Below are 16,482 nucleotides of genomic sequence, written 5' to 3' on the forward strand. Positions count from 1 at the left end.
GATCACGGACAGCCGCCAACGGGCCGACTATAGCAGCGGCTCGAGCGTCACATCCCATGTTTCCAGGTCAGAACCCAAGTTTGCCAAGCTGTTTCGGGTCGCGCTGCCAATCCTTGGCAACCTTGACGTGCAGATGCAGGTAGATGCGGACGCCGAGAATGTGTTCGATCTGTTTGCGCGCGTTGGTGCCGACCTCCTTGAGGCGGGCACCGCCCTTGCCGATGATGATGGCCTTCTGCGACGGACGCTCGACATACAGCAGGGCATGCACGTCGAGCATGTCTTCGTTCTCTTCGCGCGGCAGCACCTCTTCGATGACCACCGCGAGCGAGTGCGGAAGTTCATCGCGGACACCTTCCAGGGCAGCCTCGCGAATGAGCTCGGCCATGAGGGTTTCCTCGGGCTCGTCGGTGAGCTCGCCGTCGGGGTAGAAGGCCGGGCCCTCCGGCATTTTCGAGGCGATGACGTCAACGAGAACCTCGACCTGTTCCCCCTTGACCGCGGAAACCGGCACCACATCGTGGTCCGGACCGAGCAGCTGCGATAGCGCCATCAGCTGTTCGGCGACCTGGTCGCGGCTCACCTTATCGATCTTGGTAACCACACCGAGCAGCGTCGTCTTCGGCGCCATCTGCTTGATCTGCTGCAGGATCCACTTATCGCCGGGACCGATCTTCTCGTCGGCCGGAATACACAGCGCGATCACATCGACCTCGGAATAGGTATCGCGGACGAGGTCGTTCAGGCGCTGGCCGAGCAGGGTGCGCGGGCGGTGCAGGCCGGGGGTGTCGACCAGAATGAGCTGGGTGTGGTCGCGGTGCACGATGCCGCGGATGGTGTGGCGGGTGGTCTGCGGACGCGAGGAGGTGATCGCGATCTTCTGGCCGACCAGGGCATTGGTCAGCGTCGATTTGCCGGTATTCGGGCGGCCGACGAAACAGACGAAGCCGGAACGGAATTCGGTGGTGTCATCAGCCACCCTGCACCTCCACACCCTCGGCATCGTCGACGATCTCGAAGACCGCGCCCGAGCGGTCGGTGAAGATGATGCGCGCCTCGGCCGCCACCTCGCGCACCGCGAAGACCCCGGCGTCCGACAACCTGCCCCCGACGACCACGGCCGCCTCGAATCCCTCCGCGCCGCTGGAGATCGCGGCCGCGACGGCGGCCTGCAGCGCGGTCAGCCGCAGCGACGGCAGGGAAACCTCACCGGCGGAATACGTGCGGCCGTCGGTATCGCGGATGGCCGCGCCCGAACTGCCACCGGTGCGGCCGAGCGCCCCCTTCGCCAGCACTAGTAGCTTGTTGTCCTCGGCATCCAGTTCAGCCATCGCTGTCTCCGTTCTGATCACGATCGTTCGGGATATCCCGTTCTGACCCGTTACTTTTGCGCCTGCCATTGGACTTCTCGGCATGCGATTTCTCCGGCGCCTTGCGCACGACAATGGTGTGCACTCGCACCCGACCCCGCGCGTCCGCGCCGCCTTCACCGCGCAGTACCAAGCCGTGCGCAACGGCTTTGGAGCCGGGCAGCGGCACCCGGCCCAGTGCGTGTGCGAGCAGTCCGCCGACGGTATCGACGTCCTCCTCCTCGATCTCCAGGCCGTACAGCTCGGCCAGATCATCGACCGACAGCCGCGCCGACACCCGGTAGCGGCCCTCACCGAGGTCCTCGATGGGCGGGGTCTCGTCGGTGTCGTACTCGTCGGCGATTTCACCGACGATCTCCTCGAGCACATCCTCGATGGTCACCAGTCCGGCAATGCCGCCGTATTCATCGACGAGCAGCGCCATATGGTTTCGCCTGCGCTGCATTTCGTCGAGCAGACTGTCCAGCGGTTTGGAGTCGGGCATGAACACGGCCGGGCGCATCGCGTCGCGCACCTGCACCTTGCGACTCCTATCCGCATACGGCACAAGGTCTTTCAGATACACCACGCCGAGAATATCGTCGACGTTCTCCCCGATCACCGGAATGCGGGAGTGCCCACTGCGCACCGCGAGCGACATCGCCTGTGCCGCGGTCTTATCCGCTTCGATCCAGACCATCTCGGTGCGCGGCACCATGACCGCGCGGGCCGGGGTGTCGCCGAGTTCGAAGACGGACTGGATCATCCGGCGTTCGTCATCGGCCACCACGCCGCGTTCGCTGGCCATCTCGAACACTTCGCGCAGCTCGATCTCGGATGCGAAGGGGCCGTTGCGAAATCCCTTACCAGGGGTGATCGCATTGCCGATCAGGATCAGCAGCCTGCTGACCGGACCGAGCACCGTGCCGATGAACTGCAGCGGCAGCGCCGAGGCCAGTGCGATGGAGTAGGCGTGCTGGCGGCCGAGCGTGCGCGGGCCGACCCCGATCACCACATAGTCCACCAGCACCATGACGACGGCGGTGAAGAGCAGCGCCCAATCGTCGTCCCAGAGCGGAATCAGCGCCGCCGCCAGCAGTACCGTCGCGCTGATCTCGCACAGAATACGAAGCAGCACAAGAAGATTCACATACCGTGGCCGGTCGGCCACGATTCTGGTCAGCCGCACCGCGCCCGGCCGCTCGGCCCGGACCATATCCTCGAGTCGTGCCGGTGAGATGGTGTTCAGCGCCGAATCGACACCGGCGAAAACCCCGCCCACCGGGACGAGCAGCACCGCCAGCAGGATGAGGGTCAGCGAATTCACGCGGGGCCCAGCGCCTCACCCGGTGTGGTGAAGCCCGCCTTCCCCAGCAGCCTGGCATCGCGTTCGGCCAATTCGGCCCGCAATTGCGCCTCGCGCAGGCTCTCGTACCACTCCTCGAGCAGCCGGGCCTGTAGCGCGAACATCTCCTTCTCCTCCTCGGGCTCGGCATGGTCGTAACCGAGGAGGTGCAGCACGCCGTGCACGGTGAGCAGCGCGAGTTCGTGATCGAGCGAATGACCGGCTTTGCGGGCCTGGCCCGCGGCGAATTCCGGGCACAGCACGATATCGCCGAGCATGGACGGACCCGGTTCGGCGCTGTCGGGGCGACCACCCGGCTCCAGTTCGTCCATCGGGAACGACATCACATCGGTCGGGCCGGGTAGGTCCATCCAGCGCATGTGCAGATCGGCCATGGTGTCGAGATCGACGAGCACCATCGACAGCTCGGCCGCGGGATGCACGTCCATCCGGCCGATGACAAATCGCGCGACACTGACCAGGTCTTCTTCGGGTACGTCGATACCCGATTCGTTGGCGATCTCGATGCTCACCGCATCAGCCTATAAGCCGACGTCAGCGCCGATCTCCCCGGCTCGCGGCGCGACGCTGGGCGCGATTGCCCGGATAGTGCGGCCCGACCTGGGGGACCCGCTCGGCTTCGGCCCGTTCGTAGGCGTCGACAATATCGGAGACCAACCGGTGCCGAACCACATCGCTGCTGGTCAGCAGGGAGAAATGGATATCATCAATGCCGTTGAGGATCTCGCTGGCCACGCGCAGACCCGAACGCGCGCCATTGGGCAGGTCGACCTGGGTGACGTCACCGGTCACCACGATCTTCGAACCGAATCCGAGCCGGGTGAGGAACATCTTCATCTGCTCGGCCGTGGTGTTCTGCGCCTCGTCGAGAATGATGAACGAATCGTTCAGCGTGCGACCGCGCATATACGCCAGCGGTGCGACCTCGATGACACCGGCCGCCATCAGCTTCGGAATGGCCTCCGGATCCATCATGTCGTGCAGCGCATCGTAGAGCGGGCGCAGGTACGGATCGATCTTCTCGTTGAGCGTGCCGGGCAGGAAGCCGAGCCGCTCACCCGCCTCGACCGCGGGACGGGTGAGGATGATCCGGTTGACCTGCTTGGCCTGCAGCGCCTGCACGGCCTTGGCCATCGCCAGATACGTCTTGCCGGTGCCAGCGGGGCCGATGCCGAACACGACGGTGTGGGCATCGATCGCGTCGACATAGCGCTTCTGGTTGAGCGTCTTCGGCCGGATGGTCTTGCCGCGCCGGGACAGGATGTCCAGGCTCAGCACCTCGGCCGGGGATTCCGAGGAACCCTCGGTGAGCATCGATACGGTGTGGCGCACCGCCTCCGGAGTCACCACTCGATTGCGACCGGTCAGCGCGACGAGCTGTTCGATCACCCGTTCGGCGAGGGCGACATCGGCCGCCTTACCGGTGAGTGTGACGGAATTGCCGCGGACGTGGATATCCGCGTCCAGCAGCTGCTCGAGTTCACGCAGGTTCTGGTCGGCCGCACCAAGGAACGGGAACACGGATTCGGGAGCGAGTTCGATGCTGGAGCGCACGGTGCGTGCTGCCGGACCCGAGCCGTCCGCTCCACCGGGGATGGAAGCCTGGGTGGCTGAGCTCATGCCTGCTGCGGGTGTAGTTGGGTCGCCGATCTCGCCTTGTGTTCTCAAAAGTGGCTATAGCCTGCTTCCGGTCTCGAATTGCTGCGTCGTTGATGAAAGTTTAACGCGCCCCACCGACAACAGGCAGTGAATAAACGGCTACCCCGCCCGTCGCGACCGCGGGCGGATCGCTCGAAACGGCCAGCCGTCCGGCGCGGGCGATAGCCTGCGGATCGCTTGCTATCGCCGTGGCATCTGGATTCCCCCGCGCCGACGGGCCCAATCCTCGGTGAAGTCACGAAATCGACGCACGGCGTCCGATGGCGGGGCGGTCGCCGACCAGATCAGCCCGACATCGCGTGCGGCTCCCGCATCGGCGAGCGGGACGGTCACCAGGCCCGATAGTGCGCCCGTGACCGGAATCGGATCTTCCAGCGGTAGCACCGCAACGCCGAGCCCGGCCGCGACCAGACCCGCGACCGTGACCAGATCGGTCGACTCGAAGGCGATGCGCGGACGGATATTCGCGGCCGCGGACAATTCCTCGAGTAATCGGCGCATACCGAAACCCGTTGGCATCGTGATGAATTCCGTATCGGCGAGATCGGCGAACCGAATATGCCGACGCGCGGCCAGCCGGTGTTCGGCGGGGACGGCGAGCACCAGCGGCTGGTCCAGCAGTTTGTGCCAGCCCAGTCCGGCGGCCGATGGCCGGGGCGACACGATCGCCAAATCCGCTGTGCCATCGAGTATCTGATCGACCACCGCGTCGAACGCGCCCTGCCAGAGGGTGCACGAGATGCGGGCCGAACCGCGGCGGAAGCCGCCGATCAGCTGCGGCACCAGCCAGCGGCCGAAGCTGTGCAGAAATGACAGGCGGACAACACCTTTCGCGGGATCGGTGCGGTCGGCGACAGCCTGGGCGGCCGCGTCGAGTTCGGACTGTGCGCGACGGGCGTGCTCATAGTAGATGCGGCCGCAGTCGTTGAGCTCGATGCGTTTGCCGTGGCGGTCGAACAGTTCGGCGCCGAGGCGGCGTTCGAGGCGCGCGAGCATGCGCGAGAGCGTCGGCTGGGCGATGTGCAGCCGTTCGGCGGCCGCGCCGACGCGCTCCAGTTCGGCGAGTGTCGTGAACCACAGCAGGTCGTCACCCAGCACGATCGGAGCTCTCCTTATGCGTTTGAAGCATTAGATACCAGATTACTATTCATTTCCTTTCTTGAAGTCGGCTGCCGATCCTGGATGCAGGAGGCGCCATGACCAGCACGGATACCCGCTCGACCAGCGTTTCGGGCACATCGCACGAACGTCGGATCACCACCGCACTGTTCGCCGCGGGGCTGACCACCTTCGCCTCGATGTACAGCGCGCAGGCATTGCTGCCCAGCCTGTCGGCGGCCTTCGGCGCCGATCCGGCGCACGCAGCCTTGGCGGTCTCACTGACCACCGGATTTCTGGCACTGGCGATCATCCCGGCAGGCGCACTGTCCTCGCGGCTCGGACGCACGCGCGTCATGACGGCATCCGCGGTGCTCGCGGGGGCGGTCGGTTTGCTGCTGCCGCTGAGCCCGTCGCTGGACGTATTGCTCGCGGGCCGAGCTGTGCAAGGAGTGGTGCTGGCCGGAGTACCCGCCGTCGCGATGGCCTACCTCGCCGAGGAGATCGGCAGCGCCGGATTGGGTGCCGCGATGGGGGTATACGTCGCGGGCACCTCGATCGGCGGGCTGGCGGGGCGGTTGATTCCGGCCTTCGCCCTCGAGCTGACATCCTGGCGTATGGCCCAGGCCGCGATCGCGATCGCGGCGGCGATCTGCACGATCTGGTTCGTGCGCGAGTTGCCGCCCTCGCGCGGATTCGTCGCTCGACCCGCCGGAATGCGTACCGTGCTCGGCGATCTCGGCACGTCGGTGCGCCACCGCGGACTGCTCGCACTGTTCGCGCTGGCATTCGTGCTGATGGGCGGCTTCGTATCGATCTACAACTTCCTCGGCTACCGCCTGGCCCGGCCGCCCTTCGAATTGCCTGCCGCCGTTGTGGGTTCGTTGTTCCTGCTGTATCTGGCCGGCACATTCGCCTCGGCCGCCGCCGGACGCATGGCCGATCGCATCGGCAAGCACCGAGTGCTCGCGGCATCGGTCGCGCTGATGGGCGTCGGCGTTCTCGTTACCATCCCGGACCAGCTGATCGCCGTCATTGTGGGGATAGCACTGTGTACCGCAGGGTTTTTCGGCGCCCACGCGGTGGCCAGCACCTGGGTCGGCGCGATGGCGCCTGGCAACCGTGGCGCGGCATCATCGCTGTACCTGTTCACCTACTACCTCGGTAGCGCGGTCATCGGCAGTGCCGCGGGCTTCGCCTATGCGACGGGCGGTTGGATCGGACTGGCAGGGTGTGTCGCCGCGCTGGTGGCAATCGCGGGAGTCCTGGTGTGGTACCTGACGGGCCACACGCGGTCGGCCGTCGGCATGGCGGGTCCGCCGACTCGGGCGAGCGGGTAGGGTAGCCGGCGTCAGATTTTCTATCTCGGGGGTTTCACATGCTCATCTGGGGCTGGCAGAAGCGTATTCACACGCTCGCCATGATCACCTTGGTCTGCGGCAACTGCGGCAATCCCGCCGCACACGCACTGCGCAAACTCGTCACCAAATTCACGCTCTTCTTCATCCCGCTGTTCCCGATCAGCACCAAGCACTCGCTGGAATGCACATGGTGCGGTGCGTCGTCGAACGTATCCGGCGACCGCGTCAATGAACTGCTCGCGCAGGCCAACAGCGGAGGTATGCCGGGGCAGTACCAGCAGCCCGCACCGCAGCAACCGAACGCGCAGTGGCCGCAGCAGCCGAACGCGCAATGGCAGCAGCCCAATGCACAGTGGCCGCAGCAGCCCACCCCCGGCGCACCCAACGCCGACCGGCAGCAATACTGACCCGAGCGAAATACGCTCGCCGACAGCGGTTTTGCGCCGCCGTCGGCGAGCGGGTCAATCGGTGCGTTCACCGTCCGACTTCGGTTGCGCGATGATCGCGGCCCCCATCCAGCGCCGTAGATATCGACGCAGCTCATCGTCGCTGCGTGGCGGATTGCCCGGAGCGATGAAGAACGACTGCATCGTTCGCAGGATGTATTCGACGAGTTCCTGCAGAGCTGCGTCGTCGTACCCGTACTGCGCCCAATCGACATCGAAGCGTTTGATCATCGTCATTCCGAAGATTTGCGCCTCTTCGGAGGTAAGGCTTTCGGGGTGCACATTCGAATATGTGCTCGAGAGCAGAATCCCCAGGTGGGGCGTCCGGCGTACCTCGGCAAGCGTGTAGACCACGCCCTCGGTCATGGCTTCGACCGGGTCCTCGATGCCGCTCACCTGTTGTGTCAGTCGGTCCAGAAAACCATCGACCGACGCGATCGCCGCGGCCCGCATCAGCGCGTCCGCACTGGGGAAGTATCGGTACACCGTCTGACGGATGACACCGAGTGACTCCGCGACGTCGGCAATGCTGATCTCCGAACCCGTTCGTCCGATCAACTCGACCGCAGCGGTGACTATTCGACGGGACGCTTCCGCATCGCTGGTCGGTGGACTCCCGCCCCACCCACGCCTTCCTGCCACTGCTCGCTTCCTCGGCTCGAACCTATGTCCGTCGCGTGCGAAACCGACTGCGGGCCGAGCCCGCCGACTGTCCGGATCAGGGGCTCGACGCTACCACAGGGTCGCTCCATCGCCGTTGTCCCAGTTCGGGCCAGCAAATACGATTTAGATCATACACACGCATCGATGTATGTATGATCAGCCGCATCGAGGCTTCGGCGCGTCCGAACACGGCTACCAGACCATTTCCGAAACAGAGGTATAGCCAAGTGACCGATCTACAAGTCCGAAAGATGCGATTCGCCTTCGCGGACTACGACGTACCGTTCCTGTGGAACGAAGCGAATCCGGCCTTCTCGTCCATGGCCAACGCAGTGTCCTTACTGGCGATCGGCTTCGAGAAGATGATCGTCAATATGATTCGCGAGGCCATGCCGCGGATTACCCATCCCGCGGTCGCGGCGGAGGCGGATGCGTTCGTGCGTCAAGAGGGGCAGCACTCCACCGCCCACCGCCAGCACGCCAACGCTCTGATCAGGCGATACCCAGGGCTGCAAGAGACACTCAACGAAGTGATCGCGGAATTCGACCGCCTCACCGTGCACACCTCCCTGGAGTATCGGCTCGCCTACACCGCCGATCTGGAGGCAACCTTCACCCCGGTGTTCAAACTGATGCTCGACAACGATGCGACGCTGTTCCGGCCGGGCGACGACCGTGTCGCATCGCTGTTCATCTGGCACTTCGTCGAAGAAGTCGAACATCGAAGTTCCGCGCTGATCATCTTCGATTCCATGGTCGGCAGCGATGCCTATCGGATGCGCATGGCACCGTCGATCTTCCGACACGTCATGAAGGTCATCCAGGTGGCGTGCGCCGGCTTCAATAAGCATGTGCCACTGGAGGATCGGGGCATCGATGCACTGGCAATGTTCGCGACGCACCGGGGTAAGCAGAAGCTGCGCAAGTGGTTGCGGCTGCCCGTCGAGGACAACGGCCCGATGTCGCGCGCATTCGATGATCTACGACTCGGCGAACAACTCATCGCGCTGGTAGGGATCATCCGCAGTCAATTGCCCAGGCACAATCCGGACCACGAGAAGCTGCCCGCACTCGCCGATGTGTGGTTCGAGCGCTATAACGCCGGTTACGACGTATCGCACTGGTACACCGCCGATACCGCCGCAGCGCCGCAGGGGGACTGATGGCCGATCATTGCGCACCCACCTTCGACCAACTCGCGAAGGCGCTCGGCTTTTCCTGTCAGGAGGCCGGTGGACTCATCGAGGTGCGAAACCCTGCTGCATTGGAGAACTGGACGCTGCCGGTTCTCGAGTTCACCATCGTCCTCGGCGCGGTGCTCGCGCTGATCTACGCGATTGTGCGCTTGCGTCGTCACGGCGATCCCACCAACCTCGTGGTCTGGTTCGGCGCGACGGCCTACCTGTTCATTATCGAACCGCCGCTGTACTTTCCCGCGGCCTTCGGTATCGATGCACACGTCGACACCATGTTCGCGCACAACGTTTTCACCGTGGATTTCCTCTGGGGCCGACTCCCGCTCTATATCGTCGCGATCTACCCGCTGATGGCCACACTGGCCTTCGAAATCGTCAGAATGCTCGGCGTTTTCCGTCGGTACGGCGTTCTCGTCGGTGCCGTCTGCGTGGGCTTCGTCCACCACAGCTTTTATGAGATCTTCGACCATCTCGGACCGCAGCTGCGCTGGTGGGAATGGTCGATCGAAAACTCGCTCAATCAACCGATGTTCGATTCGGTACCACTGCCGAGCGTGGTGGTTTTCGCCGCACTGTGGCCGATGTCGCTGGCGTTCTTCGTCCAGCTGATCGTCGGTCGCCATGTCGATGCGGGTCGCAGCTTCTCCGGACCGCAATTGGTCTGGCGCACTGCCGTTATCGGCATACTCGGGTCTCTGGGTACGGCCGTATTGCCCATCCCGGCAACGCTGTTCGGCGTCGGGAACACCTCGTTGCGGGGATTCCTCTATGCGGCCGAACTGGTCATTATCAGCATTGTCGCGATCCCGATTCTCACTCGCCAGTGGCTCCGGCTGCGCCAAAACGACTCGGACACACCGCACTACACGAATGGCTTCGTCCGAATTTACAGCGTGGTGTATCTGTGCGTAATGGCGTTGCTCTGGGTCACCGCATTGCCCGATTACTTCGACGCCGTGGACGGCTCGACGAGCAAAGGCGACCCCATCGGGAACCTCTGGTACACGCTGGTGTGCTTCACGGTCGCAATCCTCTGCGTGGTCGCCGTCTTCACCGTGCCACACGGAGCACCCGACCCACTACCAGCGGAAGGTCGACGCGTCCAAGGCGATGGCGGCGGAATTTCAGCCCGAGGCGGGCTCGTCGGATCGTGACCGATCGCCGTGTTCGGCGGTCAGTTGTTCGAAGGTCATACCTTCGACGAGCCGGTCCAGCCCGCCCATCATCGTCGCGCATTCGCGAGCGGGATGGTCGGTCGGGCAGTGCAGCGCGTGATTCAGGAACTCCTGCGCGCTGCGCGCCTGCTCGATCACCTGCTCCAGCTCGGCGATCCGCGCACGGACGGTCTCGCGCCACTGCGTGCCCGAAGCGTCGAGTACGGCGGCCGCGGTGTCCAGCGGTAGACCCAGCCGGTGCACGACCTTGATGAACGCCAGGCGGCGTAGCTCTTCGGGGCCGTACATGCGGCGGCCCGCCTGCCGCGTCCGCGGGCGCACCAAACCCCGCTCGTCGTAGTACCGCAGGGCCGACTGGCTCAGCCCGAGCCGAGCCGCGGCCGCGCCGATCGGAATCAGTTCCATACCGCCATTTGACTTCAAGTCGACCTGAACCGGCAAGGTCGGTGGTATCCACGAGCAGGTTTCACAAAGAAGGGACGACCGATGGACATTTCGCCAGCCACCGCCGCCAACCACCACGCCGACCACCCCGGTTTCGCCGGGGCCGCCGGACTATTCTTCGGCCTCGTGATGGCGGTCATGGGGCGCGCCAAGGCTCGGTTGGTGGTAGATCTGGCCGCGGTATCGGATGCGGATCGCGTCATCGACATCGGCTGCGGCCCCGGTACCGCGGCCCGGGCGGCCGCCCGCCGCGGCGCGCACGTGACCGGTGTGGATCCGGCGCCGGTAATGCTCCGGCTCGCGCGGCGCCTGACCCGCGACCCCCGCATTGTCTGGGCCGAAGGCACTGCCGAGCACATCCCGGTCCAAGACGGTTCCGCGACGGTTGTCTGGTCGATGGCCTCGATACACCACTGGCGCGATATCGCCGCAGGGGTGGGCGAAGTGCACCGAGTGCTGTTGTCCGGCGGGCGATTTCTCGCCATCGAGCGCCAGGTGCTGCCCGGCGCCACCGGCCTGGCGACCCATGGGTGGACCGAACAGCAGGCCGAATCGTTCGCGGCATGCTGCCGCGCGGGCGGCTTCGACGACATACGCACCGAACGCCACGGGACCGGACGAGGTGCCGTGTGGGTGATCAGCGCCGTCCGGCCCTGACTTCACCAACGGGAGGTCAGTGCCCCCAGGGCACCGAGGGCGACGGCGGCCGCGGTCGAGGTGCGCAAAACGGTTGGGCCGAGCAAGGTTATGTCCGCACCCGCGTCGGCGAAGGCGGTGAGTTCCGACTCGTCCAGTCCGCCTTCGGGGCCGACGATCAGCATGATCTCGGTGGCCTTGTCGAAGGGGAGTTCGACGAAGCGGGCGGCGCCGGATTCGTGCAGGGCCACCACGATTCCGCCCGCGGCGATGATCTCGCGGATGGTGTCGAGCAGGTCGCGGGTGTGATGTAGGTCGGCCACCTCGGGGATGTAGGCGCGCCGGGATTGCCTGGCAGCCGAGCGGGCGGCGGCACGCCATTTCTCGACGGCCTTGTGCGCCTTGCCTTCCCAGTTCGCGACACAGCGGTGTGCCTGCCACGGAACGATGGCGTCGGCACCCGCCTCGGTCATCAGCTCGACCGCCAGCTCGGAACGGTCGGACTTCGGCAGTGCCTGCACAACCGTCACCCGCGGCCGCGGCGGGTCGGACCGCACCCGGTTCAGGACCGTCAGTTCCAACCGGTCCTTCTGTGCCGCAACGACTTCCGATTCGGCCAGCAAACCGTTCCCGTCGGACAGCGTGATCGCCTCGCCGACCCGGATGCGGCGCACCGTCGCGGCGTGCCGCCCCTCCGGGCCGTCGAGGATCGCGATGGCGCCGGGCTCCGGTATGTCGTCGAGATAGAAGACCGTGGCGGCCAACGGCTATCGCCCGCTGAACGACGCCCGCAGGCGGGCGAACAGACCGCTGTTGTGCTCGGACTGCGCCGACATCACCTCGGCGCGTTCACCGGTGCGCATGCCCTTGTACTTGCGCAGCATGTCGGTCGACTTGGCGTCGAGTTTGGTCGGCACCACGATGTCCAGATGCGCGAGCAGATCACCGCGTGCACCCGAGCGCAGTCGCGGCATGCCGTGGCCGCGCAGCACCGAGATCTCACCCGGCTGGGTGCCCGGCGGAATGGTCAGCTCGGTCGGCCCGTCCAGGATGGTGTCGACGACGACGGTGGTGCCGAGTGCGGCATCGACCATCGGCACCCGAATGGTGCAGTGCAGATCGTCGCCGTCGCGGACGAAGACGTCATGCGGCTGCTCGACGATCTCCACGTACAGATCGCCCGCATGTCCGCCGCCGGGACCGACCTCACCCTGCGCGGCCAGCCGCACCCGCATGCCATTGGCAACACCCGCCGGAATCGGCGCGGCGATCTCGCGGCGCGCCCGCACCCGGCCGTCACCGCCGCATTTGTGGCACGGATCGGGGATGGTCTCGCCCGCGCCACGACAGGTCGGACACGGCCGCGAGGTCAGCACCTGACCGAGGAACGAACGCTGCACGGACTGGACTTCACCGGCGCCACCACAGGTTTCACAGCGCACCGGCTTGGACTTGCCATTGGTGCCAGCGCCGTGGCAGATATCGCACAGGATGGCGGTGTCGACGGTCAGATGCTTGGTGACACCGACCGCGCATTCGGCCAGGCTGAGCCGGGTCCGCAGCAGCGAATCCGCACCGGGCTGCACCCGGCCGCGCGCCTTGCGCGTCCCGCCGGAGCCGCCCATACCGCCGAAGAACGCCTCGAAGACATCGCCGAGCCCGCCGAATCCGGCACCCGAGAAGCCCGCGCCGCCGCCGCCGGACTCCAGCGGGTCACCGCCCATATCGACGATGCGCCGCTTCTCCGGGTCCGACAGCACCTCGTAGGCGGTCGACACTTCCTTGAACTTGGCCTGCGCCGTCTCGTCGGGGTTGACGTCGGGGTGGAGTTCCCGCGCCAGCTTGCGGTAGGCGCGCTTGATCTCCTGGTCGGTCGCGTTCTTCGCGACGCCGAGCAGTCCGTAGTAGTCCCGTGCCACTTGAGTTCTCTAGTCCTTGGTTTGCAACAGCATTAGTCGGATGCACTCAACTTTATCCGCCGAAAGGTCGAGGGTAACAGCGACGCCGACTGACCCTTTCGAGCGACCTGCAAGCAATCGCTACGGGCCCGTTTCAAGCGACCTGCAAGCAATCGCTACGGCCGGACGCCGCCCCTCATCGCTCCGCCAGCACCTCACCGATATATCGGGCGACGGCCGCGACCGATGCAATGGTCCCCGGATAGTCCATCCGGGTCGGGCCGAGCACGCCCATGCCGCCGAGAACCGCACCCGCCGCACCATAGCCGGTCGACACTACCGAGGTCCCGCGCATCTGCTCGACCTGGGTCTCCTCACCAATGCGCACCGTCACGGTGCCGGGATGCTGTGCCGCCGCGAGCAGCTTCAGCACGATCACCTGCTCCTCCAGCGCCTCGAGCACATCCCGCAGCGAACCGGGGAAGACGAAGTCGGCGGCATTGCGGGTCAGGTTGGCGGTACCGCCGAGGACCAGACGCTCTTCCGGATGCTCGACCAGGGTCTCGACGAGCACGGTCGAAACGCGCACCAGCACGTCCTTGAGTCGCTGCGGAGCCCGCTCGGGTAGTTCGGAGACGGCCGCCGAGGCATCGGACAGTCGCTTGCCATCCATCGCGCCGCCGAGCATGCCACGCAGCGCGGCGAGATCCTGGTCATCGACGAGCGCGCCGAGTTCGACGAGACGCTGATCGACGCGGCCGGTATCGGTGATCACCACCAGCAGCAACCGCGCCGGATTCAGCGCGACCACCTCGATGTGGCGGACCGTCGAGGCCGAAACGGTCGGATACTGCACGACCGCGACCTGCCGGGTGAGCTGGGCCAGCAGACGCACACCGCGGCGCAGCACATCGTCCAGGTCGACGCCGGACTCCAGGAATTCCATGATCGCCCGGCGCTCGGCGGGCGAGAGCGGCTTCACCTCGGAGATGCGATCGACGAACTGCCGATAGCCCTTGTCCGTCGGAATGCGGCCGGAACTGGTGTGCGGCTGGGTGATATAGCCCTCCGCCTCCAACACCGCCATATCGTTGCGGACCGTCGCGCTGGACACCCCGAGGTTGTGCCGCTCTACCAGCGTCTTCGACCCGATCGGTTCCTTGGTCGCGACATAGTCCGCGACGATCGCCCGTAGGACATCGAAGCGCCGATCCTCGGTGCTCGACATGGCCCCACCTCCTCGCTCGTCCTCGGGTACGTCTGTTTATCCAGTCTAATTGCCCGCCCGACAATTGCCGTTCCCATGCCCGCGAACCACCGGGTCCCCTGTGATCCAGGTCCCACCCGCTACTGCGCCGCACGCCGCGAACTCCGCAGGGCCAGTTCGAACCCTGCCGCAGCGCACCGAGACCTGTTGCCGGATCGACCGATCCCCGTCATGATCCGAGGCTCCAGAATCCGGCGATGCCCCGGCCCGCGCAGTCGCCTTCCTGGACCGACACTGCAGCCGCGGTACCTGGACGAGCTTCGCCGCTGGTGTTCACGCCCGCGGCGAAGCCCGTCCGATATCGCCGGCCGTCGACCGAGTCCACACGAAACGTGCTGGGGCGTCCGTTGGGAGCCGTCGACTGCACCACTCGACGGGCCAGTGGTCATTGGCCGGCGGCGGACTCCACTACGGCGGCAACCTCGGCGGGGTGGGAGACCAGGGAGGCGTGGGACGAGGCGATTTCGGAGGTGGTCGCGCCCATTCGGTTTGCCATGAAGCGTTGGGCGGCAGGGGGAATCACGTGGTCGTAGGCCGAGACGAGGAACCGGCTCGGGATCGAGGACCATGCGGGTGCGCCGGAGGGTTCGATGTTGGCGGCGACGGCGAGGGAGCGTTGGTGGGCGATCAGATCGGCCGCGACGTCGGGGCCTACGTCTTGGGCGAAGACTTCGTTGAAGCGGTCGGGTGCGATGTAGCTGTCGAGATTCCTGCCCGACAAGCCATTTGGATCGTCAACGACGCTGAATTGCAATGTCGGCGGCACCAGCTGGCTGCCTGGGAAGCGGATCGGGTCGAGTTCGAGCAGCCCGATTTCACCCTGCACCGGGGCGAAGGCCGCGATGTAGACCAGCGCTTGGACTTTCGGGTCGTGCACATTGCTGATGACGAATCCGCCGTATGAATGACCGACCAGCACAATGGGTCCCGAGATCGTGTCCAGGGCCCGCTGCACGGCTGCGGCGTCGTTCGCCGGACCGCGCAGCGGATTGTCGGGAACAACCACCGGATAACCGTGGTCGCGCAGCACCGCGGCGACGCCGTTCCAGCTCGTGGTGTCGGCGAAGGCGCCGTGCACCAGCACGATCGTCGGCAGGGGTGCGGCGGTCGCGGGAGCAACCGCCAGGACGGGCGTGAAAGCGAGGATGAGCGCCGCAAGAGCGGCGCGGAAGCTACGGGTGATCTTCATTCGGAGTCCTACCCTTTCGCTGATGAGTCGTTCTTCGCCAGGAAATCCAGTGCGGCATCGTGAACCGGCCGTATCAGCGGTCGGGACACGAGACCTCTTCGGGACAGGTGGAGCCGACCTGCGTCGATGACTGTTTCGAAGCCTAGAAGCGACCGCGCCAGCAGTCCCGACTTTGCACGATTCTCGACCGACAGTGCACGACCGGCCGCTATCGGCGAGCGAAACCGGCCGATGACGGCGCCGCACCGCCGAACGCCGGATACCGCCGCGAGCAGTGGATCATCCGGCAGTGGCGAGACCGGGTGCGCACCGAACTGGTCCGCCCGGACAGCAGACATCGCTCTAACGCGATGATCGCGCGCCGTTGGGGCCTGCACGACCCATCGCATTTCGCCCGCCGATTCCGCGCGGCATACGGCATGTCGCTGCGCGAATGGCGGCAGGTGGCCGCACTCGCGGGAGGTTAGAGCTGGGCCTGCGCGCTCTTGGCCATCTTGCCCGCCATCGCGTCCAGACCGAGCATTGCCAATAAGGCCACACAGTCTGCGGCATTCTCGGCGTGGCTGGCGACGGTCCGCGCGGCAATCGCACTCTGACGTGCGTTTTCCGCCTTTTCGGCGGCCCGCGACTCGGCGAATTCACCTTGTTCGGAGATCAGCGTGATGTGACGTGCCGGTGGCATAAGACTCCTTGGGTTGTTGCGCAGCCTACGCGCCTTTACCGATCTGTGATAGC

General features: G+C 65.6%; 19 protein-coding genes. 6 read left to right on the forward strand and 13 right to left on the reverse strand.

Translation table 11 applies throughout. From position 1 onward, the window contains the following. Positions 1–67 precede the first annotated feature (67 nt). The 6 genes from era to ABZW16_RS06370 form a co-directional block, all read right to left on the reverse strand. Positions 68–979, reverse strand: a complete 912-nt coding sequence (era, locus tag ABZW16_RS06345; protein ID WP_354952817.1) for a GTPase Era — start codon at positions 977–979, stop codon at positions 68–70. Continuing rightward, positions 972–1,331: a cytidine deaminase gene (locus ABZW16_RS06350; RefSeq protein ID WP_354952819.1), complete on the reverse strand. Its 360-nt coding sequence runs from the start codon at positions 1,329–1,331 to the stop codon at positions 972–974. Before ABZW16_RS06350 ends, era begins: the two co-directional genes overlap by 8 nt. Beyond that, positions 1,324–2,676 (reverse strand): hemolysin family protein, encoded by a 1,353-nt coding sequence (locus tag ABZW16_RS06355; RefSeq protein WP_354952821.1) that lies wholly within the window; start codon positions 2,674–2,676, stop codon positions 1,324–1,326. Before ABZW16_RS06355 ends, ABZW16_RS06350 begins: the two co-directional genes overlap by 8 nt. Continuing rightward, a complete protein-coding gene (gene ybeY / locus ABZW16_RS06360) occupies positions 2,673–3,227 on the reverse strand; it encodes an rRNA maturation RNase YbeY (protein ID WP_354952823.1) in 555 nt (184 codons plus the stop codon). Before ybeY ends, ABZW16_RS06355 begins: the two co-directional genes overlap by 4 nt. 22 nt (positions 3,228–3,249) lie before the next feature. Next, complete coding sequence (locus ABZW16_RS06365) at positions 3,250–4,335, reverse strand: PhoH family protein (protein ID WP_354952825.1); 1,086 nt, start codon at positions 4,333–4,335, stop codon at positions 3,250–3,252. Positions 4,336–4,554: 219 nt separating this feature from the next. Beyond that, positions 4,555–5,472: a LysR family transcriptional regulator gene (locus ABZW16_RS06370; protein ID WP_354952827.1), complete on the reverse strand. Its 918-nt coding sequence runs from the start codon at positions 5,470–5,472 to the stop codon at positions 4,555–4,557. A gap of 98 nt (positions 5,473–5,570) precedes the next feature. Between ABZW16_RS06370 and ABZW16_RS06375 the strand changes: the two genes are divergently transcribed. Then, positions 5,571–6,812 carry an MFS transporter gene (locus ABZW16_RS06375; protein WP_354952829.1) on the forward strand — a complete coding sequence of 414 codons (1,242 nt, stop codon included), beginning with the start codon at positions 5,571–5,573 and terminating at the stop codon, positions 6,810–6,812. A gap of 38 nt (positions 6,813–6,850) precedes the next feature. Next, entirely contained in the window at positions 6,851–7,240 is a 390-nt protein-coding gene (locus ABZW16_RS06380; protein WP_354952830.1) for a zinc-ribbon domain-containing protein, read from the forward strand. Between the two features lie 54 nt (positions 7,241–7,294). Here the strand turns inward: ABZW16_RS06380 and ABZW16_RS06385 are convergent, their stop codons facing one another. Further along, on the reverse strand, positions 7,295–7,921 hold the full coding sequence (locus ABZW16_RS06385; protein ID WP_354952832.1) for a TetR/AcrR family transcriptional regulator: 627 nt from the start codon (positions 7,919–7,921) through the stop codon (positions 7,295–7,297). Positions 7,922–8,169: 248 nt separating this feature from the next. Between ABZW16_RS06385 and ABZW16_RS06390 the strand changes: the two genes are divergently transcribed. Together ABZW16_RS06390 and ABZW16_RS06395 are read left to right on the forward strand one after the other, a co-directional pair. Continuing rightward, on the forward strand, positions 8,170–9,105 hold the full coding sequence (locus tag ABZW16_RS06390; RefSeq protein ID WP_354952834.1) for a metal-dependent hydrolase: 936 nt from the start codon (positions 8,170–8,172) through the stop codon (positions 9,103–9,105). Further along, on the forward strand, positions 9,105–10,292 hold the full coding sequence (locus ABZW16_RS06395) for a hypothetical protein (protein WP_354952836.1): 1,188 nt from the start codon (positions 9,105–9,107) through the stop codon (positions 10,290–10,292). The genes ABZW16_RS06390 and ABZW16_RS06395 overlap by 1 nt, the downstream gene beginning before the upstream one ends. On the opposite strand, the gene ABZW16_RS06400 is transcribed toward ABZW16_RS06395, so the two are convergent. Further along, complete coding sequence (locus tag ABZW16_RS06400) at positions 10,263–10,718, reverse strand: MerR family transcriptional regulator (RefSeq protein ID WP_354952838.1); 456 nt, start codon at positions 10,716–10,718, stop codon at positions 10,263–10,265. The two genes, ABZW16_RS06395 and ABZW16_RS06400, sit on opposite strands and share 30 nt — an antisense overlap. 81 nt (positions 10,719–10,799) lie before the next feature. Here ABZW16_RS06400 and ABZW16_RS06405 point away from each other — a divergent pair, with 81 nt between their 5' ends. After that, complete coding sequence (locus ABZW16_RS06405; RefSeq protein ID WP_354952840.1) at positions 10,800–11,414, forward strand: class I SAM-dependent methyltransferase; 615 nt, start codon at positions 10,800–10,802, stop codon at positions 11,412–11,414. Positions 11,415–11,416: 2 nt separating this feature from the next. Here the strand turns inward: ABZW16_RS06405 and ABZW16_RS06410 are convergent, their stop codons facing one another. The 4 genes from ABZW16_RS06410 to ABZW16_RS06425 all read right to left on the reverse strand — a co-directional run bounded on the left by ABZW16_RS06410 (position 11,417) and on the right by ABZW16_RS06425 (position 15,747). After that, positions 11,417–12,157 carry a 16S rRNA (uracil(1498)-N(3))-methyltransferase gene (locus ABZW16_RS06410; RefSeq protein ID WP_354952841.1) on the reverse strand — a complete coding sequence of 247 codons (741 nt, stop codon included), beginning with the start codon at positions 12,155–12,157 and terminating at the stop codon, positions 11,417–11,419. A 3-nt stretch (positions 12,158–12,160) separates the two neighbouring features. After that, on the reverse strand, positions 12,161–13,312 hold the full coding sequence (gene dnaJ, locus ABZW16_RS06415) for a molecular chaperone DnaJ (RefSeq protein ID WP_354952843.1): 1,152 nt from the start codon (positions 13,310–13,312) through the stop codon (positions 12,161–12,163). A gap of 175 nt (positions 13,313–13,487) precedes the next feature. Next, positions 13,488–14,519 (reverse strand): heat-inducible transcriptional repressor HrcA, encoded by a 1,032-nt coding sequence (gene hrcA, locus ABZW16_RS06420; RefSeq protein ID WP_354952845.1) that lies wholly within the window; start codon positions 14,517–14,519, stop codon positions 13,488–13,490. A 424-nt stretch (positions 14,520–14,943) separates the two neighbouring features. Further along, on the reverse strand, positions 14,944–15,747 hold the full coding sequence (locus tag ABZW16_RS06425) for an alpha/beta hydrolase (RefSeq protein ID WP_354952847.1): 804 nt from the start codon (positions 15,745–15,747) through the stop codon (positions 14,944–14,946). 281 nt (positions 15,748–16,028) lie between these two features. On the opposite strand from ABZW16_RS06425, the gene ABZW16_RS06430 reads away from it, so the two are divergent. Beyond that, positions 16,029–16,214, forward strand: a complete 186-nt coding sequence (locus ABZW16_RS06430) for a helix-turn-helix domain-containing protein (protein ID WP_354952965.1) — start codon at positions 16,029–16,031, stop codon at positions 16,212–16,214. On the opposite strand, the gene ABZW16_RS06435 is transcribed toward ABZW16_RS06430, so the two are convergent. Further along, a complete protein-coding gene (locus tag ABZW16_RS06435; protein WP_354952849.1) occupies positions 16,211–16,429 on the reverse strand; it encodes a hypothetical protein in 219 nt (72 codons plus the stop codon). The genes ABZW16_RS06430 and ABZW16_RS06435 overlap by 4 nt on opposite strands. Between the last annotated feature and the right edge of the window lie 53 nt (positions 16,430–16,482).

The sequence above is a fragment of the Nocardia sp. NPDC004604 genome (assembly GCF_040609795.1).
Lineage (GTDB): Bacteria > Actinomycetota > Actinomycetes > Mycobacteriales > Mycobacteriaceae > Nocardia.